Raw genomic sequence first — 25,823 nt, 5'->3', positions numbered from 1 at the left:
TGTTATGGCGATTAAAAAACTGGATGTGGTGACGCAGGTTTGCCCGTTTCCACTGATTGAAGCAAAAGCCGCGCTGGCTGAGATGGCCAGCGGTGATGAATTGATTATCGAATTCGACTGCACGCAGGCGACAGAAGCCATCCCACAGTGGGCGGCAGAAGAGGGCCACGCAATCACAGATTATCAGCAGGTGGGTGATGCCGCGTGGAGCATCACCGTTCAGAAGGCCTGACCCAAACGCCCTCCCGACCACGGGAGGGCGTAATTAGACGATCTCCTGGGCGTATTGATAAAGCGCCTTCAGTAGCCCAAGCTTCTCGTTATTCCCTTCATACTGACCGTAGAGCATCTCCAGCTCCTGGGCGTAAGCCTGCAAGAACTCAGGCGTAAAGACGTGGCGACGATGCTGCAGCCAGCGCGCCTGCTCGTCTTCATCCAGCGTGCCGGGAAAGTTACGGGCACGGTAGTTAAAGATAAGCTTCTCTATACGCGCATCGGCAAAGGTCAAATCCAGCGCGGGCAGATTGCGTGGTTCGGTTTGCAGTACGATGTTCATTGCCGCACGGTCCGCATCGCTGAAGAAGCCGTTATAAAGCTGGGCATCCACGTTATCTGATGGCGTAAAAGGTTCGGCTTCGGCGAAAATTGCCACCACTTTCTCACGCACCTGGGGATTCTCGCGAAGCACCTTCAGATTATCCAGACAGCGCTGACGGTCGATACCCAGCCGGTCAGCATCTTCTGGACGCAGGGTATTCGCCTGCGCCAGTACCGGGCATTTATTTACGTGCAGTAGCTTCACCGGCACGGCAGACTCGTCGCCCAGTTCATCTTTAGGCGTATAAAGCCGCTCGCGCAGGGTATCGCTATCCAGATCCAGCAGGGGAGAGATGTCCCCCGCCAGGTCTACCATAATCACCGCGTTACGGTTTTCCGGGTGCCAGGCCAGAGGGGCTACCCAGCTGGTATTACCCCGCCAGGCGCCAAACATCCCCGAGACATGGACCAGGGGTTTCATTTGCGGGACGTCGATGAGGGTAGTCAGTTTCTGCTTACTGCGGTGGCTTAGCAGATAATCGAACAGCTTCGGCTGGTGAGCTTTCACCAGCTTTGCTATGGCAATGGTGGCGTAAACATCCGCCATCGCATCGTGGGCATTACTGTGTTCGATACCGTTAGCGCGGGTCAGATGCTCAAGTCGAAAACTGGGCAGCCCTTCATCGTTTTCAGGCCAGTTTATTCCCTGCGGACGCAGGGCATAGCATGCGCGCATCACATCCAGCAGGTCCCAGCGGGAGTTGCGGTTTTGCCAGCTCCAGGCGTAAGGATCGTAGAAGTTGCGGTAGAAGATATTGCGCGTCACTTCGTCATCGAAGCGCACGTTGTTATAACCCACCACGCAGGTATTGGGTACAGTAAACAGATCGTGAATACGGCGGGCAAACTCCGCTTCGGTAACCCCTTTAGCGCGAGCTTCCTGCGGCGTAATGCCTGTCACCATCACTGCGCCGGGTTGAGGCAGATAGTCGTCTGCCGGTTTGCACCAGAACACTTCCGGCTCGCCGATAATGTTGAAGTCGGCATCGGTTCGGATAGCTGCAAACTGGGCAGGGCGGTCCAGCGACGGGCTGGTGCCAAAGGTTTCGTAATCGTGGAAAAGGAAGGTAGGTTGTTTATCGGTATCTGCCATTGTTTCACATTATCCAAATTCGTTTATTAACTGCCTGTTACCACTCGAAAAACAACCCTTTCTACACCTGAGTTTGTCCACGAACGTTTAAAAATGCCTTGATGTCCATGTGATTGTGCGTAACAGAAGAGTACTAAATCACTCGTTCGAGCGTACCAAATACTATCTATAGACATCGCAAAATAATCAGCATTCCAGTAATGGTAAACCATAATCGAGTCCACAAGAAGTGACGATGTTGGAAGGCTTAGTGTCCGCATTTTTAGTTAATGGTCTCAATTCTCAGTAATGGTAACGATGAAAGAGAAACCTCAGCGAATTCGTGTTGGCTGATACCTATCCAATGCACCTGAGAAGCTTCGCCGGATACTACTGAATAGGAAGGTCTTTATTTCGCTGCGAAGAACTACATACCTGTTTTAAAGGAAAATCCTCAATTTGCTGATGATCGCTCAATGGCTTTTACACTGATTCTTCAAATTTGTCGAAATTATCCTCAGAGAGAATATATAAATATTCAATGTCAACAGTTGAGCCGTACCTGCAGGATATTTTTCTAAACCATCTGGCAGCGACGATCATTATTAGGTGCTGGAATTTCCTACTAATTGAATATGAGAGAGATAATATGCGCCGGGCCTGTTAAGTTTTCAGCCAACTAAAAACAGTTATAAGTGGCAGCAGCGGTGCAATAATATAGAAGTTGCGTAACTATGATTATATAGCCAATAGACATCGGATTTTGAACCGCTTTCTGTGATAGTGATTTTTCCTATGGCAAAGTGACTAAGCTCTGGTTTAAAGAGAAAAGACCGACTTTCAATAAACATACGGTTGACCTGATGCTGATATTGTAGGGGCTGGCTTTTTGAGATTGTAATGGCCTCGAAAGTAAAATACGATCCTTACATTAATGTGTGGACCGTTCCGTAAAGGCACTGCATGATAGGATAAAGTGATTTGCGGTCCTCTAACAATTGCACATGTTTATTGAATAAGCTATTACGGCTTTTATAAATCAGCTTTTGTCTGTATAAAGTATTAACGAACCAATCTGCACTGAAGAGTCGTTGACGCCACCCATCATTTATGTGTAGAGGCGGGATTAACCCGCCATTTTTATAACTTTTGCAGGGTTTCCACCTGCAACACACATTGGGGGTATGCTTTTAACCACCACACTGCCAGCGGCTATAATTGAACCTTTTCCAATGGTTACCCCTGGTAAAATGATAGCTCCAGTCCCAACCCATACATCATCTTCAATTACCACTGGTATACCATCACTAGTAGTGTTTATTCTATTTGAAACGTTGTCAAATGAGGTTTCATGACCATTACAATCAATGATTTGTACATTTGCTGCAATCAGACATCTGTTACCGATAGATATATGTTTGTAGGCGTGTAAACAAGCACCATGTATTCTGGTATGTTTTCCTATCGATATGAGTGTGCCCTCTCTTTCTGCAAAAATCTTAACTGGAGAGAACATATTAACATGATAGTATTTATTTGAGGAATTCAAGAATGTACCGTCACCTATTTTTAAGCTGGAGCCCTTACTAATAGATAGGTCAGGCAATCCTCTGAACTTAACATTATTACCAATAGTAATGTTATTCTTTTTTTTCATCATGTAAACATATATAGCAGGGATGAGTTTTTCTTTAGTAAACCTGATAATATTCATACACTAATCCTTTTAAGCGGTAAGAAGTCATGCGAATTTATAAATGATGAATATAGCAGCCTTTTATTACGTATCAACATATTTTTCGACAGGTATAAACAGAAATGTAGTAAATGGGTACAGTTTCGCTACGGGAGATTCTGTATAAAAGATACGATACGTTATGCACAGCCACGGCGAGTTCCATAAAAGAATCTATTGGGTGCCAAGCTGTATTAAAGAATAATTGTGCTAATAAATTCACTCAGAGTAGTTGTAACCATTCTTTCATTGATAGAATCAATGGTTCGAGCATCATGTAAACAACATCAATGATATCGCCCCCAATAGAATTAGAGTCGCTGTCGCATTTACACAAACGATCAAAAACTTAGTGCACATAATTAATTAACGTGAGATTTTTCATTTGGGTTGGGTTAATAATCTATTGACTTTTTTGTTTTTTCTCATTAATGAGATGAAACCTTTTTCAATAGTCAGATATGAAAAGATACCAAATATAATGGAAAAAAGTGAGAACATAAAACTCACAAATAAGTCTTTATCAATCATCGCCGCCCTCCAGGATGCCAGGCTGAAGAGAATATGCGTCAGGTAGATACTATAAGAAGCATCACCTAAGAATGTAAAAGCTTTAGTAATTGGACCTTCATTGAATTTGATGTTCGCAAATGATATAAATGTCAAGCATGCTAAAATAATAACTAACGCTTTTGTACTATCTTGATTTTTCATCAGTAAAAGCGAAAATACTGATAACAATGCTACAATGATCATCGTTGAGTTCGAAGTAATGGAGGATATTTTTTCTTTTAGACTATAACAAATAGCCCCAAAGCCAAAACAGAGCGATGCACTGTCACCTAAGATATAAGAACCATTTATCCACGATGTTCTAACTGGATTTAATGAAGATGTGATTATCAAGCTTGAGAAAAATAAAAAGGCGAATAAAATAAATGGGGTTTTTTTCGCTTTAATAAATATGAAGATTATCGTGAAGATAAAATAATAATACATTTCATAAACAAGACTCCACGCTGTGGATAGCGTTGTGGCATATCTATGCGAATCGGAGCTAGGAATTAAAAATAGTATTCTTACCAATTCACTTAGTGAACCGGGGATATAATTCATTCTGATAATTTCAACTCCAAAATAATCTGAAGAAGAAACAATTATTAATGAGATTAATGTCCAGAACATATAGGTTGGATAAATTCTTTTTACCCTATCGGCAAGAAATATTATCGGTTTCTTAGGTCTTTCCGATATGGATAGCATCATCACATATCCACTTATTGCAAAAAAAACGTAGACGGCAAAGTCTCCGATAAGATGAAAATTTATCATTTTCATGAATGGTTCATTTGTGAACAGTTTTTCGGCCTGCATAAAAAATAAGTGATGAAAAACAACGACTACAGCAGCAATACCCCTGCAAATCTGTATTGAAGTATTTTTGCTCATTAATATAGCCTTCAGAAAGTCTAATGTTATAGATTTTTGATTATGGTAACATCTTATTCGTGTTTAATCGACAACATAAATTGTTAAAATCGGAAATATTTTTCTGTTTTTGTTAGTTACGCATTCTGTAGTCCAAATCAGCTCTGCTGAGTACCATCTGACGCACCTACAGAATGATTATAACATTAATATTTGAATGGCTATTGCAGTCTGTACAAGACTATCATTGACTATCTAGCTTGCGGTCACATTAAAGTAACACAACCTATTTTTGAGGCATCGATCGCATAAGAGGAATTTTACTATTATTTTGATAGTGAAGTAGAGTGCGAAGGCCATGTTTTCATAGGTTTTATCTATTATATCATGTGAGTTTCTTGAGATACGCAACGAAAATTTACTGATCAAGAGGATAATGCTGTACCGCCGGAATTGTCTGTCAAGTACTAGCGTCCTGTATAAATGACGAAAGTTTGGTGATCCGGCGACTGGCTATGATGCAATGTAGCAAGGTCTGATAGGCACCGCTTAATCGCAAATATCACTGATATCAACTATAAGCAGTTAAGCGCTTAAAAATAGATCGTCATCAGCGCGGCGGAGTCAGACACCAGTAATACCATCCTGTTTGTAAGTCACCCTCTATAGTAAACCATCCGCTCAGGCACGCCGAAGAAAAAGCGGTCGAAAAAATAAAAATTGCGGGCCTGCCTCGCAAAAAAATCTGCGCTCTGTCACATTTCATTGCAATTTATCCAGGTATCGACATCAGAACTTCCGTAAAAAGGTCAACGATTTTAAATGACCTGAGGATATACCGTTGAAACGCCGTCTGTTTATTGCAGTTTCTTTGCTCGCTGTAAGTATTTCATCCGCGCTGGCTGCCGACCCGATTGATTATGCGCCGCAACCGCCTGCTATACAGGCAGGATCATGGGTGTTGATGGATTATACGACCGGGCAAGTTTTAACGGCGGGCAACGAACATCAGCAACGTAACCCGGCCAGCCTCACCAAGCTGATGACCGGCTATGTTGTTGACCGTGCGATTGATAGTCACCGTATTTCTGCCGACGATGTGGTCACCGTGGGGCGCGATGCCTGGGCCAAAGGGAATCCCGTTTTCGACGGTTCCTCACTGATGTTTATCAAACCCGGCGATCGCATTACCGTACGGGATTTAAGCCGCGGTTTGATTGTCGATTCTGGAAACGACGCCTGCGTGGCGCTGGCCGATCATGTGGCAGGCGGGCAGCCGCAGTTTGTGAACATGATGAACGACTATGTGCAGAAACTGAATCTGCGCGACACCCATTTCGAAACCGTGCATGGCCTGGATGCGCCGGGGCAGCACAGTTCGGCTTACGACCTGGCAGTACTCTCCCGCGCGATTATTCATGGTGAGCCGGCGTTTTATCACATGTACAGCGAGAAGAGCCTCACCTGGAACGGTATTACCCAGCAAAACCGTAACGGTCTGTTATGGGATAAAAACCTTGATGTTGATGGTCTTAAAACCGGCCACACCTCCGGTGCCGGCTTTAACCTGATCGCCTCTGCGGTGGATGGGCAGCGACGTCTTATTGCCGTTGTGATGGGCGCCGAAAGCCCAAAAGCGCGCGAAGATCAGGCGCGAAAATTGCTGCACTGGGGCCAGCAGAACTTTGATACTGTGCAGATCCTGCGCAGCGGCAAGCAGGTCGGAACCGAGCGCATTTGGTACGGCGATAAAGAGAAGATTGCGCTGGGTACCGATCAGGACTTCTGGCTGGCGCTGCCGAAGGCGGAAGTGGCCAATATTAAAGCGCGCTATGTCCTGGATAAAAAAGAGCTTGAAGCGCCGATTGCTGCGCATCAGCACGTTGGCGAAATCGCTTTATACGATCGCGACAAAGTGGTGGCGCACTGGCCGCTGGTCACCCTTGAGCCTGTCGGGAAGGGGGGGATGTTCTCGCGACTGAGCGACTATATTCACCACAAAATATAACCTGCCCGCGAGCAGACTGGCGACTCTGCGAGTCTGCTCGCATAATAAACACTTCACGTTTGTCACACCGCTTTTTACTGCTTTATAGTGTATGAATATACAGTGATAAAGGAGGCAGCATGGACTATAACATTTCGCATCAACCTAAACGTAAAATCGCGGGTTTTCACCTGGTCGGACCGTGGGAGCAGACGGTAAAACAGGGGTTCGAACAGCTTGTTATGTGGGTCGACGGTCATGACATTCCCTCACAGGAATGGCTGGCGGTCTATTACGATAACCCTGATGAAGTGCCTGCGGAAAAACTGCGCTGCGACACCGTCGTCCGCGTCGCCGACGATTTTACGCTGCCTGCCAATAGCGAAGGGGTGATCCTGACCGAGGTCGCCGAAGGCGAATACGCCTCTGCCACTGCCCGTGTCGAAAATCACGATTTCGCGACGCCCTGGAATCATCTGTTCGCCAGCTTGCTGGAGGACAACCGCTACCAGATCGCGCCAAAACCCTGCTTCGAACGTTACCTGAACGACGGTAATGCCGACGGCTACTGGGATATCGAAATGTATATTCCGGTACAGCACAAAGCGGGTTAGTAACCTTTAGGCATAGAATCTAAAGGGTTTTTCTGCCGCAGACCCCTCTACGGCAGAAAACCAGTTACAATCAGACTTTATTCAATGGCTGGAGAGCGGGTGTGCGCCCCGATAAACCATTAACCTCGTCTGAAATTCGTCTCTATCGTCATTACCGCGTGGTGCATGGATGCCGTATCGCGCTGGCGTTTATCCTCACTTTCCTGCTTGTGCGCCTACTGCATGTGCCGGAAGGGACGTGGCCGCTCATCACCCTGGTGGTAATTATGGGGCCAATCTCTTTCTGGGGTAATGTGGTACCCAGGGCATTTGAACGTATCGGCGGCACTATCTTAGGCTCGGCGCTGGGCCTGATTGCCCTGAAGCTGGAGCTCTATTCACTGCCCTTGATGTTGCTCTGGTGTGCGGCGGCGATGTTCCTTTGCGGCTGGCTGGCGCTGGGTAAAAAACCTTACCAGGCACTGCTGATTGGCATCACCCTGGCGGTGGTTGTCGGTGCGCCAACGGGGGATATGAATACGGCACTGTGGCGAAGCGGCGATGTGATACTGGGTTCACTGCTGGCAATGCTCTTCACGGGTATCTGGCCGCAGCGGGCATTTCTGCACTGGCGCATTCAGATGGCTAACTATGTGACGGCCTTTAACCGCGTTTATCAGGCTGGTTTTTCCCCTAATCTTGTTGAGCGCCCGCGCCTGGAAAAGCGCCTGCATACCATCCTGAATGACGTAGTGAAAATGCGAGGTCTTATTACCCCCGCCAGTAAAGAGACGCACATCCAGAAGTCTATTTTTGAGGGGATCCAGACCGTCAGTCGCAATCTGGTCTGTATGCTGGAGCTTCAAATCAATGCGCACTGGGCATCGCGAGAGAGCCACTTTGTGATGCTCAACGCCCATACCCTCAAAGAGACGCAGCAGATGACCCAGCAAACGCTGCTCACTATTGCCCACGCCCTGTATGAAGGCAATCCGCAGCCGATTCTGGCCAATACCGAAAAGCTGAATGAGATCGTTGCCGAACTGCGTGAATTGATTAATGAGCATCAGAGTCAAAACGTGGCGGAAACGCCTATTCATGGCTATGTATGGTTGAGTATGGAGCTGGCGCGTCAGCTAGAACTGCTTTCGCACTTAATCTGCCGGGCGCTGCGCAAATAAAGCGCAGCCATTACGTTGAGTGATGTCTGCTGCTTCGATTCAGCACCATTTACGGTTATGATAAGACCAAAGCAAAAATTATTGTCATCCGCAATCGCTGTCAGTAAGGTTACTGCCATAGCGGTTGTTTAAACGAATCCGAATCTCACATTATCAGGGGTGTAAAAATGGAAACTACCAAGCCTTCGTTCCAGGATGTTCTGGAATTCGTCCGCCTGTTCCGCCGCAAGAACAAACTGCAGCGTGAAATTCAGGACGTTGAGAAAAAGATCCGTGACAACCAGAAGCGCGTACTGCTGCTGGACAACCTGAGCGATTACATCAAACCGGGTATGAGCGTTGAAGCTATCCAGGGCATCATCGCCAGCATGAAGAGCGACTACGAAGACCGCGTAGATGATTACATCATCAAAAACGCTGAGATCTCCAAAGAGCGCCGTGAGATCTCGAAAAAGCTAAAAGTGATGGGCGAAATGAAACACGTGGAAGCCAAAAGCGAGTAACCTCCGCCAGCTATCCAGGCCCTCCGATTCGTTCGGGGGGCTTTTTTTTGCGCCTCATACTTTGCGCTTCATACAACGGCGTCTGGTTACAGAAAAGCAAAAAGCCTGCTCGAAAGCAGGCTTCTTAAATGTGGCTCCTCTGACTGGACTCGAACCAGTGACATACGGATTAACAGTCCGCCGTTCTACCGACTGAACTACAGAGGAATCGTTGTGGAGCGTTATCTTAGCGGCGAAAAAAGTTTTGTCAAACCTGATCTTAACGCATTTTGTTTAACTGACGATTCATTCAGCAGATTGACGCATTAACCCACACTTTTTTCTGCAAAAGACTTTGCAGGATCGTCTATTCTCCCTCATCATTTGAAATGGAGTTTCAACTTTCTCGCTAAGGTCCATTTTGAACGTCACTTCCGCTTTACGCCAGCGCGTCATGCGTACGCCCTGGTATACCAAACGTAAAAGTTATCGGGTTCTGTTCTGGCGTGAAATCACCCCCCTTGCTGTGCCTATCTTTCTGGAAAATACCTGTGTATTGCTGATGGGCGTGCTGAGCACCTTCCTTGTCAGCTGGCTGGGCAAGGAGGCGATGGCGGGCGTGGGCCTGGCAGATAGCTTTAACATGGTCATCATCTCCTTCTTTGCGGCTATTGATCTGGGTACCACAGTGGTGGTGGCGTTCAGCCTCGGAAAGCGCGATCCGCGACGCGCGCGCGCTGCTGCCCGCCAGTCGCTGGTGATCATGACCTTGTTCTCGATAGTGCTGGCGGCGGTGATCCACTATTACGGTGAAGAGATCATCAACATCGTGGCGGGGGAGGCGACAAACGAGGTTAAGGCCCTGGCGCTCTCGTATCTGGAAATGACCGTGCTGAGCTATCCCGCGGCCGCCATCGCCCTGATTGGCAGCGGAGCCTTGCGTGGGGCAGGAAATACGAAAATTCCGCTGATGATTAACGGCGGGATGAACATACTGAACATCATGATCAGCAGCGTGCTGATCTACGGTATTTTCTCCTGGGATGGACTGGGCTTTATCGGCGCCGGGCTGGGGCTAACCATCTCTCGCTATATTGGCGCGATTGCTATTATTGCTGTGCTGGCGGTGGGGTTCACTCCCTCGCTTCGCATCAGCCTGAAGAGCTACTTTCGGCCGCTTAACTTCGCCATTATCTGGGAGGTGATGGGCATTGGCGTGCCGGCCAGCATTGAATCCGTATTGTTCAACAGCGGAAAATTACTGACGCAGATGTTTGTTGCCGGGATGGGCACCGACGTCATCGCTGGCAACTTTATTGCCTTTTCCATTGCGGCGCTGATTAACCTGCCGGGGAACGCCCTCGGCTCGGCATCCACCATCATCACCGGTAAGCGCCTGGGCAAAGGGCAGATTGGCCAGGCCGAGCGGCAGCTCCGCCATGTTTTCTGGCTCTCGACCATTGGATTAACCGCCATCGCCTGGGTTACCGCGCCGTTTGCCAGTCTGATGGCCTCCTTCTATACCCATGAGCAGGATGTAAAAGATGTGGTAGTGATCCTGATCTGGCTTAACGCCGCCTTTATGCCGATCTGGGCTGCCTCCTGGGTGTTACCTGCCGGTCTGAAGGGGGCACGTGATGCACGTTTTGCGATGTGGGTCTCCATGCTCGGTATGTGGGGCTGTCGTGTCGTAGCCGGGTACACGCTGGGTATCATGCTGGGATGGGGTGTGGTCGGCGTCTGGCTGGGGATGTTCCTTGACTGGGCGGTACGCGGCGCGTTCTTCTACTGGCGAATGGTGAGTGGGCGCTGGCTGTGGAAATACCCGCGTCCGGTCCGGGAAGCGCCAAAAAAACGACTTATAGATGCGCAAACTGGAGAATAATTCGGCAATCGATTCAAAATGTGCATTCTGCCTTTGACATCGCCGGGTGGCATCGATAATATGCGCCCCGTTCACACGATTCCTCTGTAGTTCAGTCGGTAGAACGGCGGACTGTTAATCCGTATGTCACTGGTTCGAGTCCAGTCAGAGGAGCCAAATTTAAAAAGCCTGCTTTTAAGCAGGCTTTTTGCTTTTCTGCGTCCGGGAATTTACCCCTTCTGGCGCTGAATCGGGGCGGTTGCGGCAAGTAGCCACTGCTGCGCCTCACTCTCTACCAGCGGCATGAGTACCTCCCGCACCTGCTGGTGGTAGTCGTCCAGCCACTGTTTTTCCTGCTCGCTCAGCAGGTGCAGTTCCACCTGACTCAAATCGATCGGGATAAGCGTCAGCGAGGCGAATTTGCAAAAGCCCGGCAGGCTCTCTACCACTTCCACCTGGTTTTCAATACGAATGCCATACGCATCGGCCAGATAGTAACCCGGTTCGATGGTCATAATATTTCCCGCCACCAGCGGCCATGGATTGACCTTTTTCGCGATGCGGTGTGGATTTTCATGAATTAGCAATTGATGCCCCACGCCGTGGCCGGTGCCGTGATCGAAATCGAGACCCAGCTCCCACAGAGATCTGCGGGCAAAGGCGTCAATCTGGTGTCCCTGGGTGCCGGACGGGAACTGCAGGCTAATCATCGACAGAAAACCTTTGAGCACGGCCGTATAGTGCAGACGACACTGAGCGCTCAGCGGGCCGTAGGCCAGGGTGCGCGTGGCATCGGTGGTGCCATTATGATACTGGCCGCCCGAGTCGTTCAGATAAAAGTCGCGGTGGGTGATGGCCTTGTTGGTGCTTTCGCTTGAGTGGTAGTGGCACATTGCCGCATTACTGGCGGAGGCTGAAATGGTGGCAAAACTGGGTTCGATAAAGCCGGGCTGTTGCGCGCGGAAAGCCAACTGCTGTTCTTGCGCTTCCAGCTCGGTGAGCGGATTGCCTGCCGCCTCACGCCGGGGCACTTCGCGTGCCAGCCAGGCGAGGAAATTAACCCATGCCGCGCCGTCATACTGGTGAGACTGACGATAGCCCGCCAGCTCCACCGGGTTTTTTAGTGCCTTCATCAGGGTGATGGGATCGGCATTCCAGACGATCTCACCCGCTTTTTCTACCGCAAAACGCAGGGCTACGGGGGCGGTATCGGCATCCATCATCACGCGCTTGCCCGCCGAAAGATGCTGGCTCCGGGAGAGGAAATCACCTTCTGCAGAGAGGGTAAGGCTCGCCAGTAGCGCAGACGAGAGCGAGCGGGTCTTGTCAGCGTTAACAAACCACTCGACGCTACCATCGCGTCCCAGCAGGGCAAACGAGTTGGGTACCGGGCTGGTTGGAATATCACTGCCACGCACATTCAGCAGCCAGGCGATGTTGTCCGGCTGGGTAATCGCCAGGTAATCCGCATTGTGAGCATCAAGCAGGGCGGCAATGCGCTGGCGTTTGTCGGCGCTGTTCTCCCCGTTGTACTCATGCGGCATTTCGCGGATGGCCCCAACCGGAGCCGGGGGGCGATCGTGCCAGATGTCGTCAAAGGGGGAGTCATTCAGCGGCACCAGCGTACACTGGCTGGCACGCAGAGCGTCGTATTGCGCCGGGGTCATCAACATAGCTTCAAACGCGATACAAGCACCGGGGCGAAGATTCTCCCACAGCCAGGGGGCCAGCGGATCATTGTGCAGATGCAGGATCTCGAAGGCGTTTAAATCAACCTGCTCACGGACCTGAACCTGATAGCGGCCATCGACGAACATCAGTGCGCGATCCTGGAGGATCAACGCATGGCCCGCCGAGCCGTCAAAGCCGGTCAACCAGGCCAACTGGTCATCGTGCGGCGCGCAGTATTCGCTTTGAAAGGCATCGGCCCGCGGCACGATCATGCCGTCAAGGTTCTGCGCACGAAGCCATTCGCGCAGCGCGGATAGAGGGGATGGGGTTTGCATATCGCTCCTTTTTTATGATTAGCGAAACGGCGGCTCGTTAAAGGTTCGCAGTTTGCGCGAGTGCAGCTTATCGCCTTCGGCCCGCAGCCGGTCAATGGCCCGAATGCCAATCTGTAAATGCTCGGAGATCGCCCCCTCGTAGAAGCGGTTCGCCTGCCCGGGCAGCTTAATTTCGCCGTGCAACGGCTTGTCGGATACGCACAGCAAGGTGCCGTAAGGGACGCGGAAACGGTAACCCTGGGCGGCGATAGTGGCGCTTTCCATATCAATGGCCACCGCGCGGCTCAGGTTGAAGCGCAGCGCTGAGGCGGAGTAACGCAATTCCCAGTTGCGGTCATCGGTAGTAACCACCGTACCGGTACGCAGGCGCTGTTTAACCTCCTCACCCGGCATACCGCTCACCTCTTTCGTGGCGTCGTAGAGCGCCCGTTGTACTTCGGCAATGCTTGGAATGGGGATGTCCGGAGGCAGGACGGCATCCAGCACGTGGTCATCACGCAGATAAGCATGCGCCAGCACGTAATCGCCAATCAGCTGGCTTTCACGCAGGCCGCCGCAGTGACCAATCATCAGCCAGACATCCGGGCGCAGCACAGCAAGATGATCGCAGATGGTTTTGGCATTTGACGGTCCTACCCCGATGTTAATCAGGGTGATGCCCTGGCCGTCGGCGGTGATCAGGTGCCAGGCCGGCATCTGGTGTTTTTTCCACGCCAGATCAGAAATGGCCTGTTCTGGCGCCTCGGTCTCGGCGGTTATCCAGATCCCGCCTGCGCAGGAGAGGGCAATATACGGGCTATCCGGATCGAGGATCTGGCTGCATCCCCAGCGCACAAACTCATCCACATAGCGGGTGTAGTTGGTGAACAGCACAAACGGCTGGAAATGTTCTGCCGGGGTGCCGGTGTAATGGCGCAAACGCGCCAGCGAGAAATCCACCCGGCGCGCATCAAAGTGCGAAAGGGGGGAATACTCCGCCGGATGGTAGATCCCGTCAGCGGTCTCATCACCAATTTGCGACAGCTCGGTGGTCGGGAAATGGCGCGTCAGCCCGGCGCTCATGGAGCGATCCAGCGTCAGGGCGGAGCCATCTATCACGTAGGGATAGGGGATCTCGTGGCGCGAAGGCTCTACGGTGATATGGGCGTCATAATCCCGATACAGCAGCGTTAACTGCTCTTCCAGATAGGGGCGAAACAGCATCGGACGGGTCACGGTTGTGGAGTAGCAGCCCGCGTGCGTAAACCGGCCATAGGCGCGGGTTTTGGGGGAGTTGGTCACGCTGCCATCCCAGGTGACGGAAAGCGATGGATAGACAAACAGGCCGTTGGCTCTGGCTTCCACATCAGGAAGCGTACCGTCTTCAATATAGTCACTGATGGCACTACGTAAATCGCTTACTGACTGCTCGTACAGCGCGTTCAGTTTTTCCAGTGCCTGAGCCGGGGTCAGGCCGGAGCCCTTATTATTCATCTCTTTCTCCTTGTTCCACAGGTGTACGACATACCCGATAGTATGACACCGTCTTATGAAACAAAAGTCAGGCAACGCGAAGCAGCGAAGGCAAAACGCCTTCGCTGTAGAGATTATGCGTGGGCGCGAGATTTCATCAGCAGGGCGGTGAGGGCTGAAATCAGGCAGCCCGCCAGCAGATAGATAGCCACGCTGTGCCAGTCGCCACCGGAGAAGGTCACCAGTGCGGCGGCGATAAAGGGGGTGAAGCCGCCGCCGACTACGCTGGCGACCTGATAACCGACCCCTGCGCCGCTATAACGATAGCGGGCCCCGAACATGCCGGTGAACATCGGCTGCTGCACGCATACCACCATGTCATGGGCCACGTTCGCCAGTAGCACAGAGAAAACCACAATCCAGAAGATGGACTGCGCTTCCAGAGCCATAAAGAACGGAAAGGCGCTGAGGCTGCCGATAAGCGCGCCGGTGATATAGACCCGACGACGACCATAGCGATCCGCAAGCCACGCGAAGCAGGGGATGGTCAGGCAGCTCAGCCCACCCACCAGCAGGCCGATATTGAGAAATAGCTCGCGCGGCAGCCCCAGATTTTGCGTGGAGTAGTTCAGTGCGAACGCCGTGACGATATACATCGTCAACAGCTCACACAGACGAAGGCCGATAATTTTCAGGAATGCGCCCGGATGGCGGGTCAGGGCCTCCATCACCGGTAAGCGCTCTTTTGCAACTGGTGTGGTTTGCTGCTGTTCAAATTCGGCGGACTCTTCCATCCCGTTACGCACCCACAGTGCGGCAATCACCAGCACGATGCTGAAGAGAAACGGAATGCGCCAGCCCCAGCTCAGAAACTGCTCATTGGTGGTGAGGGCACTTATCAGGGAAACCAGACCGGTCGAGAGCAGGAGACCCACCCCGTAACCCACCTGTACGCCGCTGCTGTAGAACGCTTTCTTTTTCGCAGGTGCGCTCTCGACGGAGAGCAGTGCAGCACCCCCCCATTCGCCGCCTACGGCAAAGCCCTGAATGGCGCGCAGGGTGACCAGCAGAACCGGAGCCCACCAGCCAATCGTGGCAAAAGAGGGCAGTAAGCCAATCAGCGCCGTGGCAATCCCCATCATCCAGACGGTAAGCATTAGCATCCGCTTGCGGCCCAGCTTATCGCCGAAGTGGCCGAAGATAATCCCGCCCAGCGGACGAAAAAGGAACCCAACGCCAAAGGTAGCAAAGGCGGCGAGCGTTCCCATCGCCGGGCCTATCTGCGGAAAGAATTCACTGTTAAAGACCAGCGCCGCGGTGATGCCATATAACAGAAAATCATACCAGTCGACGACGGCACCAGCGAAGCTGCCGAGGGCTGCCCGGCGGGCGCGATTGAGCGAAGGTGCCTCCGGGTCGGGGCAAGGGGAGGTGAGGGTGGAATCCATAGTTATCCTGTCTGTCACTTATTTCTTTTTATAGGTATCGATTAAAGATTACTCACATAGCCGTCGCCGAAACATTGGCAACGCTTATGAGACTACCGCGACTGCGCACAGGAGAAAACGATTAAATCGTCCGGAGATGAAAACCGCCCCGCCGGGCCATGCCAAAGCCTGAACGGGCACGCCATCAGGAGCAAGATGTTACGCGAATAAAATTACACCGCGCCTCGATTGTTGCCTATGACGAAGCATTAAATAATAGATGTTAGTAATAAATAAGCCGGGTACGGCAGATGTCAATAGCGTTATCAGCCACATGAAATAACGGATTTTTAATGAAAGGTCTTCAGAAGGCATTATTAACTTTGTTGCTGCTGTTATATATCACGTCGGTTAACGCTGGGGTAAATATCGGCGGCACTCGCGTCATTTATGACGGCGGGAAAAAAGAGGCAGCACTGAGCGTTTCCAACCCGGACAACGTGCCCTATTTAATTCAGTCCTGGCTAGATAATCCGGATAAAAGCGCCGGGAAGGTGCCTTTTATTATTACGCCACCGCTTTATCGACTGGATCGCGGGCAAGAGAACGTGATGCGCATCGTGCGGGCGGGAAATCTGCCGGATAATAAAGAGTCGATGTACTGGCTTAACATTAAAGCAATTCCGGCGGCTGAAAAAAAAGCCAACTCATTGCAGATCGCGATAAAAACACGCATCAAATTAATATATCGCCCGGTAGGACTGCGAGATAAAGGGGCGGAAAACTTCGCCAATGACCTGGTGTGGCGAATCGCCGGCGGACAAATTCTTGTCAGCAACCCCTCTCATTATTATATGAATTTTAACCAGATTACGGTTGCAGGGAAAAATGTCCCCGAGCCCACCTACGTTGCGCCTGGGGCATCGGCCGCTTTTGCCTTACCCGCGGGCGTTAACACCGGGCCGGTGACGTTCAAATTGATTAATGACTATGGTGGCGTGGGTGCCATTCATCGCGCCGCTATTTAACGGATATAAAACCAGGGAACAGGTATTACGCGTTATGCAGAAGAAAATGTATCCCTGGTTTCCCCGGGCCCGTCTCGCCTGTCTGATTGCACTGGCGCTCCCCGCGGTCATGCAGAATGCTAGCGCGGAAGAGTATTTTAATCCGGCATTACTGGAAGTGGACAACCCTTCAATGAAAGGGGTCGATCTTTCACAATTTGAGGCTGGTGCTCAGGCGCCAGGTAAATATCGCGTGGAGGTCGTACTCAACGATCAAACGGTAGATACCCGCGAGATTGAATTTGACCGCGTAGAGAATGCGCAAGGGGATCACAGCCTGCAGCCCTGCCTGTCGGAAGGGTTGCTGCAAAGCTATGGCGTAAAAACCGGGCTTTACCCCCGGCTCGATGACGGTCACGAATGCGTTAATTTAGCCGCGATCCCCGAGGCGTCGGCTGATTTTATCTTCGGTTCACAAAAGCTGTTGTTAACCCTTCCTCAGGCGGCATTAACCTCGCAGGCCCGGGGCTATGTTGCGCCGGAGATGTGGGATGAGGGGATTAATGCCCTTTTACTGAATTACAGTCTCAGCGGCGACAACAGCTGGAGCAGAAACCGTACCTCTGGTAACAGCAACAGCCAGTACGCCAACCTGCGTCCGGGGATCAATATCGGGCCGTGGCGCCTGCGCAATTACACCACCTGGAACCGTGATTCTGACGGTAAGGCGCGGTGGGATTCGGCCTATACCTATGCCCAGCGCAACATCGTGCTCTTAAAAAGCCAGATGACCCTCGGTGACAGCACCTCGCCTTCCGACGTCTTTGATAGCCTGCCCTTTCGCGGCGGCCAGCTGGCTTCCGACGACGATATGCTGCCCGATAGTCTGAAAGGTTATGCGCCGGTGGTGCGCGGTATTGCGCGTACCAATGCGCAAGTCATTGTGCGACAGAATGGCTACGTTATTTATCAGACCTATGTTGCGCCGGGCGCGTTTGAAATTACCGACATGTACCCAACCGGTGGCGCGGGCGATCTCAATGTCGCCGTAAAAGAGTCTGACGGGAGCGAGCAGGATTTTGTTGTGCCTTTTGCGTCGGTTCCGGTGTTGCAGCGGGAAGGGCGGCTGAAGTACAGCCTGACGGGCGGTCACTATCGCCCCAGCGACAGCAACGTAGATAAAAAAAACCTCCTTCTTGGCACTGCTATTTATGGTCTGCCTCAGGGATTTACCTTGTACGGCGGCGTGCAGCAATCCACTCCGTACCAGGCTTACGCTCTGGGCGTGGGTAAAAACATGGGGGGAATGGGTGCGCTATCTGTCGATGTGACCCAGGCCTGGTCAAGCCCGAAAGGGGCGAGCTCGTCGAAAGGACAAGCCTGGCGCATACGCTTCAGTAAGAATTTTACCGATAGCGGAACCACCTTCTCTGCCACCAGCTATCGCTACTCCACGGCAGGTTATTACGGTATGCAGGAGGTGCTGGACTCCTGGAGTGACGATAATACCCTGCAGGATCGTCGCCGCAGCCGGGCCGAGCTGACGCTAAGCCAGACGCTGGGACCCGCTTATGGCTCTCTCAGTGGCAGCGCAATCCGGGAGGATTACTGGAACGCCAGCAAGACCATGAGCTCGTACAGCCTGAGCTATAACAACGCCTGGCAGGGTATATCCTGGGGGATCAATTACACCTACAGCAACAACGCCAGCGCCGGGGGCGGCAACGAAGGGAAAACCTACCAGAAAGACCAGATTTTTGCGGTGAATGTCAGTATTCCGCTCGACCGGTTCCTGAGCCACTCCTGGGCCAATTACGGCCTGAATACCAGTAAACAGGGGGAGACCACCCATTCGCTGGGGTTGAGTGGCACAGCCATGCAGGGGGATGCGCTGAGCTGGAGCCTGCAGCAAGGCTACGGGAATGACGGTGCAGGGCATTCGGGTAATGTCAGCGCCGATTACCACGGGACCTATGGCGAAGTCATCGGCGGTTATAGCTATGACGAAACCCGCCAGCGGATGAACTATGGCCTGAACGGCGGCATTCTGGCGCATGCCGACGGCATTACCCTGGCACAGCCTTTCGGCGAAACGCTGGCGCTGGTTAAAGCGCCAGGCGCATCCGGCGTCGGCGTGACCGGTCAGTCCGGCGTGAAGACCGACTATCGCGGCTATACCGTAGTCAGCAACATCTCCCCCTATCGTAAAAATACCCTTTCCCTGGATCCGGCGACCTTATCCGATGACGTTGATCTGCAGTTAACCACGCAGACCGTGATCCCCACGCGAGGCGCCATCGTGCGCGCGCAATATATCGCCAGCGTCGGTAATCGCGTCCTGATGACGCTGACCCGAACCGATGGCCGCCCCGTGCCTTTTGGCACGACGGTTACCCTGAGAGGCGAGCAAAACGGGGCAGGATTCATCGTGGGAGACGCCGGGCAAGTCTATTTAACCGGGCTACCCGATAACGGTGATCTCCAGGCGCAATGGGGCAAGGAAAAGAATGAGCAGTGCCGGGTGAACTTTACCCTTCATCAGCAGGATGCAGAATCAGGAGTGGTGCTAAGCAATGAACATTGCAAATAAAATTGGGTTAAATAACGCCCTCAGATTTTTTATGCTGGTGATAATCTTTGGCATCAGCGAGCCGGCCTGCGCAACCTGTAATTTTGCCAGCGGCATGGAGCCACAAACTCTTGGGTTCACACCCAGCGGGGTTATTGTGCAGCGGGATACGCCGGTGGGGTCGGTGATATACTCCAGCTCTTCCGGTGAGGGGGCGACATTACTGAGTTGTACCGGCGACAATACCAACTATTACAAGATGACCTATCTTGGCGGGATACCCACTTCTATTGCTCACGCCTATGCCACCAATATTCCAGGCGTCGCCATAGAGGTTGATTTGGGCTGGGGAAAATTAGACAACCCGGCGTCAACAGACCAAACGGGCGATGCCACGGTGAATATGCCGTGGGTAAGATATCGGTTATATAAAACAGGGGATATCCAACCGGGATCATTTACGGTAGCACAGTTAGGCACCTGGACCGTTTCCGGTATCACGCCGGTGACAATTAATCTGATGGGGGGCTATGTTGCACAGGTCGCCTGTTCTGTCACGACGCCCCAGTTAACATTTCCTGTCGGGAATGTACTGAATTCAGAATTCGGTACAACGGTCGGTTTTATTGCAGCGAAAACCAGCACCCAAAATCTCGGGCTGAATTGCGACAGAAATGCAAATATCAACGTGACATTAAATGGCACGCAAAATCCAGATGTAAGTGATGCCAGCGTACTGGCACTGAATAATCAAGGGGGGGCAAATACAGCGCAAGGCGTTGGAGTACAGTTATTATATGATGGGAAACCACTTATTATTAACAGCACACTTGCATTAAAACACTCCAGCGGCGGGAGCGAAACATTTCCTATTACTGCGCGTTATTATCAAACAAAAAACCATGTATCCGTCGGCGAAGCCAATAGTTCAGCTACGCTCACGCTGACATATCAATAATCCAATGTAATCTCTAAATACCGATGCCAAGGCAGGCTAAAAATGAAAAAATATTTATGTTATGTGGCGGGTTCCGTTTCGGCCATGCTGTTTGCGGGAAATATCTATGCGGCAGATAACGTTAATATTAACGTAACAGGAAAAGTGATTGCTTCACCGTGTACAACAATTAATGGGGGGTCAAATGCGCTGAATGTGGACTTAGGACAAGCTATTCAGGCGTCCAGCCTGGCAACAGCGGGCGCAGGTACCACGTTAAAAACCTTCGATCTCCCCGTGGCGGGCTGTCCGGCAAGTACCACCAACGTGAAGGTGACCTTTACTGGCACACCTGATTCTGGCGACAGCACCCTGTGGGCAAACAGTGCCGCTAATGCGGCAGCCAACACCGCTGTCGAGTTATCGCAGCAGACGACCGACACCATATTGAGCAATAACAGCTCACTGATTGGTGCCGTCAGCGAGGGCAGTACGACGTTTAAACTGCAGGCACGCGTGCTGTCAAAAGCGGGTTCGGTGATGCCTGGCGATGTCTCGTCGGTCATTGTGGCCGCGTTTGAATACCAGTAAATCAGGACGCGTTGTCTTAGTCGGGCCAGGGCAGAAGGCCATGCGCACTCTGCCCGAACCCTTAAGGGCAAACGTAAAAAAACCGCTCAGGTTTCCCTGAGCGGTTTCTTAAAATTTGGCTCCTCTGACTGGACTCGAACCAGTGACATACGGATTAACAGTCCGCCGTTCTACCGACTGAACTACAGAGGAATCGTGTGAACGGGGCGAATATTAGCGGCGTCCGATGCGCTTGTCAAAGGGGGAAAACCGCCTTGTGTATCGTTTGCTGACAAAATCAACAAAGTGCTGATTTTGCCAACGGATTGCACAGATTTGGTGCACTCATACCCCTAATGGGGCAGATCAGAAACCACTGTTACGCTTCTCTTTTTACGATTAACAATTGGAATCTCTTATTTTCAGGCGTTTAGCGATCATATCCGACCTCATCTCCAAATCTGGCAAGCATCTTGCAAAACCCCTTACAACAATTCGCGCCGGAACCGGCAACGCATTTCGTACAGGGGGCAAAATGAACTTAAGACGACTGAAATACTTCGTAAAAATCGTCGACATCGGTAGCCTGACTCAGGCCGCAGAAGTGCTGCATATTGCGCAGCCCGCGTTGAGCCAACAGGTTGCTACTCTGGAAGGCGAAATGGATCAGCAGCTGTTAATCCGTACCAAGCGCGGCGTCACGCCAACGGAAGCCGGAAAGATCCTTTATACCCATGCACGGACTATTTTGCGTCAGTGCGAACAGGCACAGCTGGCGGTATGCAACGTCGGGCAGACGCTAACCGGACAGGTTTCAATTGGCCTGGCGCCCGGAACGGCGGCCTCCTCTGTGACCATGCCGCTGCTGCAGGCAGTTCGCGCCGAACTGCCAGAAGTACTGGTTTATCTGCATGAGAACAGCGGCTCCGTCCTGAACGATAAATTACTGAGCGGCCAGCTGGATATGGCCGTGCTCTACGATCGTTCGCCGGTGGCAGGCATCACTAGCCAGCCGTTGCTAAAAGAAGATCTTTTCCTGGTAGGAACGCGCGATTGCCCAGGGCAGAGCGTGGATCTCACGGCCGTCGCAGAGATGAACCTCTTCCTGCCCCGTGATTACAGCGCCGTACGCCTGCGTGTCGATGAGGCCTTTTCCCTGCGCCGCCTGACGGCGAAAATCATCGGTGAAATCGACTCTATCTCGACCCTGACTGCGGCGATCGCCAGCGGTATGGGCGTGACGGTTCTGCCTGAATCTGCCGCGCGTTCTCTCTGCAGTGCAGCGAACGGCTGGATGGCCCGTATTACTACGCCTTCGATGAGTTTGCCGCTCTCGCTTAATGTCTCTGCCCGCGGTTCGTTGTCACCTCAGGCTCAGGCGGTTAAAGAGATCCTGATGTCGTTGGTGAGTCGTCCATCGCTGGAGAATCGAGAACTGCAGCTGGTGAGCTAATATTCCATAAAAGCATAAGATGCGGGTTTTTATTATTTGTTCTCGTGGTAGGCAGGCTCTAACAATAGAGCCATGTCAGATGCCCCGGAGCGAACAGTGAACTTCCAGCAACTTAAAATTATTCGCGAGGCGGCCCGTCGGGATTACAACCTGACCGAGGTCGCCAATATGCTTTATACCTCTCAGTCCGGCGTCAGTCGTCATATCCGTGAGCTGGAAGAGGAGCTGGGTATCGAGATTTTCATCCGCCGCGGTAAGCGTCTGCTGGGGATGACCGAACCGGGAAAAGCGCTGCTGTCCATCGCAGAGCGTATTCTCAACGAAGCCAGTAACGTTCGCCGTCTGGCCGACCTCTTTACCAACGATGCCTCCGGGGTGCTGACTATCGCCACCACCCATACCCAGGCACGTTACAGTCTGCCGCCGGTGATTAAGGCTTTCCGCGAGCTGTTTCCGCAGGTGCGCCTGGAGCTGATCCAGGGGACACCCCAGGAGATAGACGTTCTGCTGCAAAATGGCGGGGCGGATATCGGTATCGCCAGCGAGCGCTTAAGCAATGATCCGCAACTGGTGGCTTTTCCCTGGTTCCGCTGGCATCACACGCTCCTGCTGCCGACCGATCACCCCCTGACGCAGATAAACCCACTTACGCTGGAAGAGATCAATAAATGGCCGTTGATTACCTATCGGCAGGGTATTACCGGGCGTTCGCGCATCGATGAAGCCTTTCATCGTAAAGGGTTAACGCCAGACATTGTGCTCAGCGCCCAGGACTCCGACGTGATTCGCACCTACGTCGAGCTGGGCCTGGGAATCGGGCTGGTGGCCGAGCAGTCCGGCACTGAGAGCGAGCCGGGTAATCTGGTGCGCCTAGATACACGCCACCTTTTCGATGCCAATACGGTCTGGCTTGGTCTGAAGCGCGGCCAACTGCAGCGTAACTACGTCTGGCGTTTCATTGAACTCTGTAACGCCGGCCTGTCGGTGGATGAAATTAAGCGCCAGGCCATGGAGCCGGAAGAGGTGGCGCTTGATTATCAGATTTAGAACCCGCGCACCTGCGAAAAAAGCCTGCCTTGCGCAGGTTTTTTTATGCCCGCACTGGCGCGCGTTGCGACAATGGTCGCACGCAAAAGTGTAGGTTTCATCCCCTGGAGGCTTATGGCGAAGCCTCACTCGCACATCCTGTAAAGGTAGATACCTTTTTATCTGTCAGCCAGGCACACTCCCTCCTGTAGCTTTACACCTATACAGCTTGTGTTCTATGTTCAGGAGATCCCGTATGGGCGATCGAAACGACGGACAGTTTTGATGAGTGGTTTGGTTTGCAGGGCTGCAATACAACATCAGGAGCCAGAGACAAGATGGACGGTGAATTAATTTTTTGTACCGATTCGGTACTGCGTTTCCGCTCACATTACGATGAGACAACAGCGTTGCCCTTGCTGGCAATACAGAACACCACTGCCGCTACCGATCCCTGGTTCCTCCTCAGATTTTTTCGCCATCCCGTCATCATTGAAGCAGGAACAACCCTTGCCAATATCTTCGTGGCGATTGAGCCCTGGAAAGACCTGCTTGGCGCCTATCTCGACAGAGATGTCGGCGCATGGATTGACGAGGCAAGAAAACCTTCCAGCCCTGGCACCGTGGATCTGGAGTGGATTGGCATTGATCGCCGAAGTTCAGTCTATCGCTGCTGGGTGCGGGAAGGCATGGAGGAGAGCGAGGACGTGAGCGACTATTTTAATCGCGAGCGCTTCTCCACCGATGAATTTGATATTGAAACCGTCTGCGATGCGTCCGGTTTTATCCAGGGCGAGAAGGAGCGCTGGAGTCTGAGTGAGAATATCCACGAAATTAAAAACTTGCCGGTTATTCTCTACAACAAGCAGACGCTCACGGTTTCGCAGAAAGAGGATCTGCTCAATGAACAGATCTCGGGAGTGCGGCGCAGCGAACAAGGCCTCTACGTTTACGGCGACACGACCTTTGCCTTCTTCGAGGTGATGGAAGCGTTATTTATTAGCGGGTTATTTTTCTATTCACCGAACGCGGCGGAAAACAACCTGGCGGTCTTAACCAGCAGGCTCAGCGAGCTGGAGAACACCCTTACCGGGGACGGAGAGCGCGAACCCACCGAACGTCATGACGATCAGCCTGTCAAGATTGAAGTCGTTGAAGGGGCGTTTGATACCCTGATAAGTGACATGGAGTCGGAGGCAGAGGCGTGGCAACAGCTGAAAAAAGCGTGCCAGCAAGCGGATGCGTTGCCAGTACGAATTGGCGTTATCACCCCTGCAGAGCCGCCAGAAATGCGCCTCTGCGGTGAGGTGCTCAACCGTGACGCCCTAGATAGCGGTGGAAAATAGTAAAAATGCGCCCCGGACGCAGAAAAGCAAAAAGCCTGCTTAAAAGCAGGCTTTTCAAATTTGGCTCCTCTGACTGGACTCGAACCAGTGACATACGGATTAACAGTCCGCCGTTCTACCGACTGAACTACAGAGGAATCGTGTGAACGAGGCGCATGTTAATGGCCTCGCTATTTTGTGTCAACACTAAATTTAACGCACTGAATCAACTGATTAATTAAGCCACAAACCGCTGATTTAATGTACCTGAACGCCTGTATCGCCATCACGCGCTTCGTTATTACGAATTCCCTGGAGGGGATCTTGCTGATAAAAATGGCAGAACCGTTGCCAGAGCGACGGGAAGCGAGGGGCGAACAGTTCAGGGGCGCTGAAGAAGTATTCGGACAGCACGGCGAAACACTCCGCCGGATCGGTTGCGGCGTAAGCATCTATGCTTGCTGCACTCTCTCCCACCAGATCGATCTCATCCTGAATATTGTTCATGGCGGCATGGAGATCGTGCTCCCAGCCTGCGACTTCCCGCAGCGGGATAAAGGGCACACCGCTCGCGCGATCGCCATTGCGGGTGTCGAGCTTATGCGCCACCTCATGCACGATAAGGTTAAATCCGGAGGCGTCGAAGGAGTCCTGAATATCGAGCCAGTTCAGGATAATGGGCCCCTGTTGCCAGCTCTGGCCAGATTGCACCATGCGTTGATTGTGCACCAGCCCGATGTCATCTTCCCACTCGTCATCGACGACGAAGGGGGCGGGGTAGATTAGCACTTCGTGGAAACCATCCAGCCACTCAATACCGAGTTTAAGCACGGGTAGGCAGAAGAGCAGGGCGATACGCGCACTCTTCTGTTCATCAAGCTCAAAACCTTGCAGCGCAACCAGGCGTTTTTGCTGTAAAAAACGTTCTGCCAGCTGAGCGAGTTGATGTTTATCCTCGTCCGGAAGCCAGGCCAACACCGGGATCGCCAGCGCTTCTTCCCAGGGGAATGCCGTGTTACGCGCGGATTCATTAGATTTCCAGGGCCACTTAATCATCGCTTTGCTCGCAAACTCGTCACTTGAACAAAATTGAACGGTTATGGACTGTTAAA

The 25,823-nt window shown here is 51.9% G+C and carries 19 protein-coding genes, 4 tRNA genes and 1 pseudogene; 14 read left to right on the top strand and 10 right to left on the bottom strand.

Annotated elements, in window-relative coordinates; all coding sequences use genetic code 11:
* The first annotated feature begins 4 nt into the window (after positions 1–4).
* Positions 5–232: a thiosulfate utilization sulfurtransferase TsuB/YeeD gene (tsuB, locus tag WFN75_RS10095; RefSeq protein ID WP_040074933.1), complete on the top strand. Its 228-nt coding sequence runs from the start codon at positions 5–7 to the stop codon at positions 230–232.
* Between the two features lie 33 nt (positions 233–265).
* Here the strand turns inward: tsuB and sbcB are convergent, their stop codons facing one another.
* From sbcB to WFN75_RS10080, 3 genes are all read right to left on the bottom strand, one after another.
* A complete protein-coding gene (gene sbcB, locus WFN75_RS10090; protein WP_263616153.1) occupies positions 266–1,690 on the bottom strand; it encodes an exodeoxyribonuclease I in 1,425 nt (474 codons plus the stop codon).
* 1,105 nt (positions 1,691–2,795) lie between these two features.
* Complete coding sequence (locus tag WFN75_RS10085; RefSeq protein ID WP_212477810.1) at positions 2,796–3,383, bottom strand: acyltransferase; 588 nt, start codon at positions 3,381–3,383, stop codon at positions 2,796–2,798.
* 402 nt (positions 3,384–3,785) lie between these two features.
* A complete protein-coding gene (locus tag WFN75_RS10080; RefSeq protein ID WP_212477811.1) occupies positions 3,786–4,853 on the bottom strand; it encodes an acyltransferase family protein in 1,068 nt (355 codons plus the stop codon).
* A gap of 814 nt (positions 4,854–5,667) precedes the next feature.
* Between WFN75_RS10080 and dacD the strand changes: the two genes are divergently transcribed.
* The 4 genes from dacD to WFN75_RS10060 all read left to right on the top strand — a co-directional run bounded on the left by dacD (position 5,668) and on the right by WFN75_RS10060 (position 9,096).
* Positions 5,668–6,840 carry a serine-type D-Ala-D-Ala carboxypeptidase DacD gene (dacD, locus tag WFN75_RS10075; RefSeq protein WP_263616172.1) on the top strand — a complete coding sequence of 391 codons (1,173 nt, stop codon included), beginning with the start codon at positions 5,668–5,670 and terminating at the stop codon, positions 6,838–6,840.
* A 119-nt stretch (positions 6,841–6,959) separates the two neighbouring features.
* Positions 6,960–7,433, top strand: a complete 474-nt coding sequence (gene sbmC / locus WFN75_RS10070) for a DNA gyrase inhibitor SbmC (protein ID WP_040074935.1) — start codon at positions 6,960–6,962, stop codon at positions 7,431–7,433.
* A gap of 101 nt (positions 7,434–7,534) precedes the next feature.
* Positions 7,535–8,593, top strand: coding sequence for an FUSC family protein (locus WFN75_RS10065; RefSeq protein WP_336996111.1), 1,059 nt, complete (start codon positions 7,535–7,537; stop codon positions 8,591–8,593).
* Positions 8,594–8,760: 167 nt separating this feature from the next.
* Positions 8,761–9,096 (top strand): DUF496 family protein, encoded by a 336-nt coding sequence (locus tag WFN75_RS10060; RefSeq protein WP_040074937.1) that lies wholly within the window; start codon positions 8,761–8,763, stop codon positions 9,094–9,096.
* 131 nt (positions 9,097–9,227) lie between these two features.
* Here WFN75_RS10060 and WFN75_RS10055 read toward each other — a convergent pair.
* A tRNA-Asn gene (locus WFN75_RS10055) sits at positions 9,228–9,303 on the bottom strand.
* Positions 9,304–9,464: 161 nt separating this feature from the next.
* On the opposite strand from WFN75_RS10055, the pseudogene WFN75_RS10050 reads away from it, so the two are divergent.
* Both WFN75_RS10050 and WFN75_RS10045 read left to right on the top strand, forming a co-directional pair.
* Positions 9,465–10,960 (top strand): annotated as a pseudogene (locus WFN75_RS10050) (EmmdR/YeeO family multidrug/toxin efflux MATE transporter).
* Positions 10,961–11,040: 80 nt separating this feature from the next.
* Positions 11,041–11,116, top strand: a tRNA-Asn gene (locus WFN75_RS10045).
* A gap of 53 nt (positions 11,117–11,169) precedes the next feature.
* Here WFN75_RS10045 and WFN75_RS10040 read toward each other — a convergent pair.
* The 3 genes from WFN75_RS10040 to shiA all read right to left on the bottom strand — a co-directional run bounded on the left by WFN75_RS10040 (position 11,170) and on the right by shiA (position 15,845).
* On the bottom strand, positions 11,170–12,945 hold the full coding sequence (locus WFN75_RS10040; RefSeq protein WP_336996109.1) for an aminopeptidase P family protein: 1,776 nt from the start codon (positions 12,943–12,945) through the stop codon (positions 11,170–11,172).
* An 18-nt stretch (positions 12,946–12,963) separates the two neighbouring features.
* On the bottom strand, positions 12,964–14,418 hold the full coding sequence (locus tag WFN75_RS10035; protein ID WP_040074940.1) for an AMP nucleosidase: 1,455 nt from the start codon (positions 14,416–14,418) through the stop codon (positions 12,964–12,966).
* 113 nt (positions 14,419–14,531) lie between these two features.
* Entirely contained in the window at positions 14,532–15,845 is a 1,314-nt protein-coding gene (gene shiA, locus WFN75_RS10030) for a shikimate transporter (protein ID WP_336996108.1), read from the bottom strand.
* Between the two features lie 332 nt (positions 15,846–16,177).
* Between shiA and WFN75_RS10025 the strand changes: the two genes are divergently transcribed.
* From WFN75_RS10025 to WFN75_RS10010, 4 genes are read left to right on the top strand one after another with little or no spacing between them, the layout of a single operon-like run.
* Positions 16,178–16,852: a fimbrial biogenesis chaperone gene (locus tag WFN75_RS10025; RefSeq protein WP_207292017.1), complete on the top strand. Its 675-nt coding sequence runs from the start codon at positions 16,178–16,180 to the stop codon at positions 16,850–16,852.
* A gap of 34 nt (positions 16,853–16,886) precedes the next feature.
* Positions 16,887–19,421 carry a fimbria/pilus outer membrane usher protein gene (locus WFN75_RS10020; protein WP_336996107.1) on the top strand — a complete coding sequence of 845 codons (2,535 nt, stop codon included), beginning with the start codon at positions 16,887–16,889 and terminating at the stop codon, positions 19,419–19,421.
* A complete protein-coding gene (locus WFN75_RS10015; RefSeq protein WP_263616147.1) occupies positions 19,405–20,358 on the top strand; it encodes a fimbrial protein in 954 nt (317 codons plus the stop codon). The genes WFN75_RS10020 and WFN75_RS10015 overlap by 17 nt, the downstream gene beginning before the upstream one ends.
* Before the next feature lie 42 nt (positions 20,359–20,400).
* Entirely contained in the window at positions 20,401–20,928 is a 528-nt protein-coding gene (locus tag WFN75_RS10010; protein WP_046884834.1) for a fimbrial protein, read from the top strand.
* 116 nt (positions 20,929–21,044) lie between these two features.
* On the opposite strand, the gene WFN75_RS10005 is transcribed toward WFN75_RS10010, so the two are convergent.
* Positions 21,045–21,120 (bottom strand) — tRNA-Asn (locus WFN75_RS10005).
* 322 nt (positions 21,121–21,442) lie between these two features.
* Between WFN75_RS10005 and nac the strand changes: the two genes are divergently transcribed.
* The 3 genes from nac (at position 21,443) to WFN75_RS09990 (ending at position 24,732) form a co-directional block, all read left to right on the top strand.
* Complete coding sequence (gene nac, locus WFN75_RS10000) at positions 21,443–22,360, top strand: nitrogen assimilation transcriptional regulator NAC (protein WP_040074943.1); 918 nt, start codon at positions 21,443–21,445, stop codon at positions 22,358–22,360.
* 96 nt (positions 22,361–22,456) lie between these two features.
* Positions 22,457–23,407 carry an HTH-type transcriptional regulator Cbl gene (gene cbl, locus WFN75_RS09995; RefSeq protein WP_263616146.1) on the top strand — a complete coding sequence of 317 codons (951 nt, stop codon included), beginning with the start codon at positions 22,457–22,459 and terminating at the stop codon, positions 23,405–23,407.
* Between the two features lie 317 nt (positions 23,408–23,724).
* The gene (locus WFN75_RS09990; protein ID WP_263616145.1) at positions 23,725–24,732 is read left to right on the top strand and encodes a hypothetical protein; all 1,008 of its coding nucleotides are present in this window, start codon (positions 23,725–23,727) and stop codon (positions 24,730–24,732) included.
* Between the two features lie 61 nt (positions 24,733–24,793).
* Here the strand turns inward: WFN75_RS09990 and WFN75_RS09985 are convergent.
* Positions 24,794–24,869 (bottom strand) — tRNA-Asn (locus WFN75_RS09985).
* A gap of 100 nt (positions 24,870–24,969) precedes the next feature.
* Entirely contained in the window at positions 24,970–25,767 is a 798-nt protein-coding gene (gene mtfA, locus WFN75_RS09980; protein ID WP_207292012.1) for a DgsA anti-repressor MtfA, read from the bottom strand.
* Between the last annotated feature and the right edge of the window lie 56 nt (positions 25,768–25,823).

Origin of the sequence: Leclercia sp. UBA7405 (assembly GCF_037152215.1) — a bacterium.
Taxonomy (GTDB): Bacteria; Pseudomonadota; Gammaproteobacteria; order Enterobacterales; family Enterobacteriaceae; genus Enterobacter; species Enterobacter pneumoniae.
Note: the sequence above shows the minus strand (reverse complement) of the source record. Positions and strands in the feature narration are given on the sequence as shown.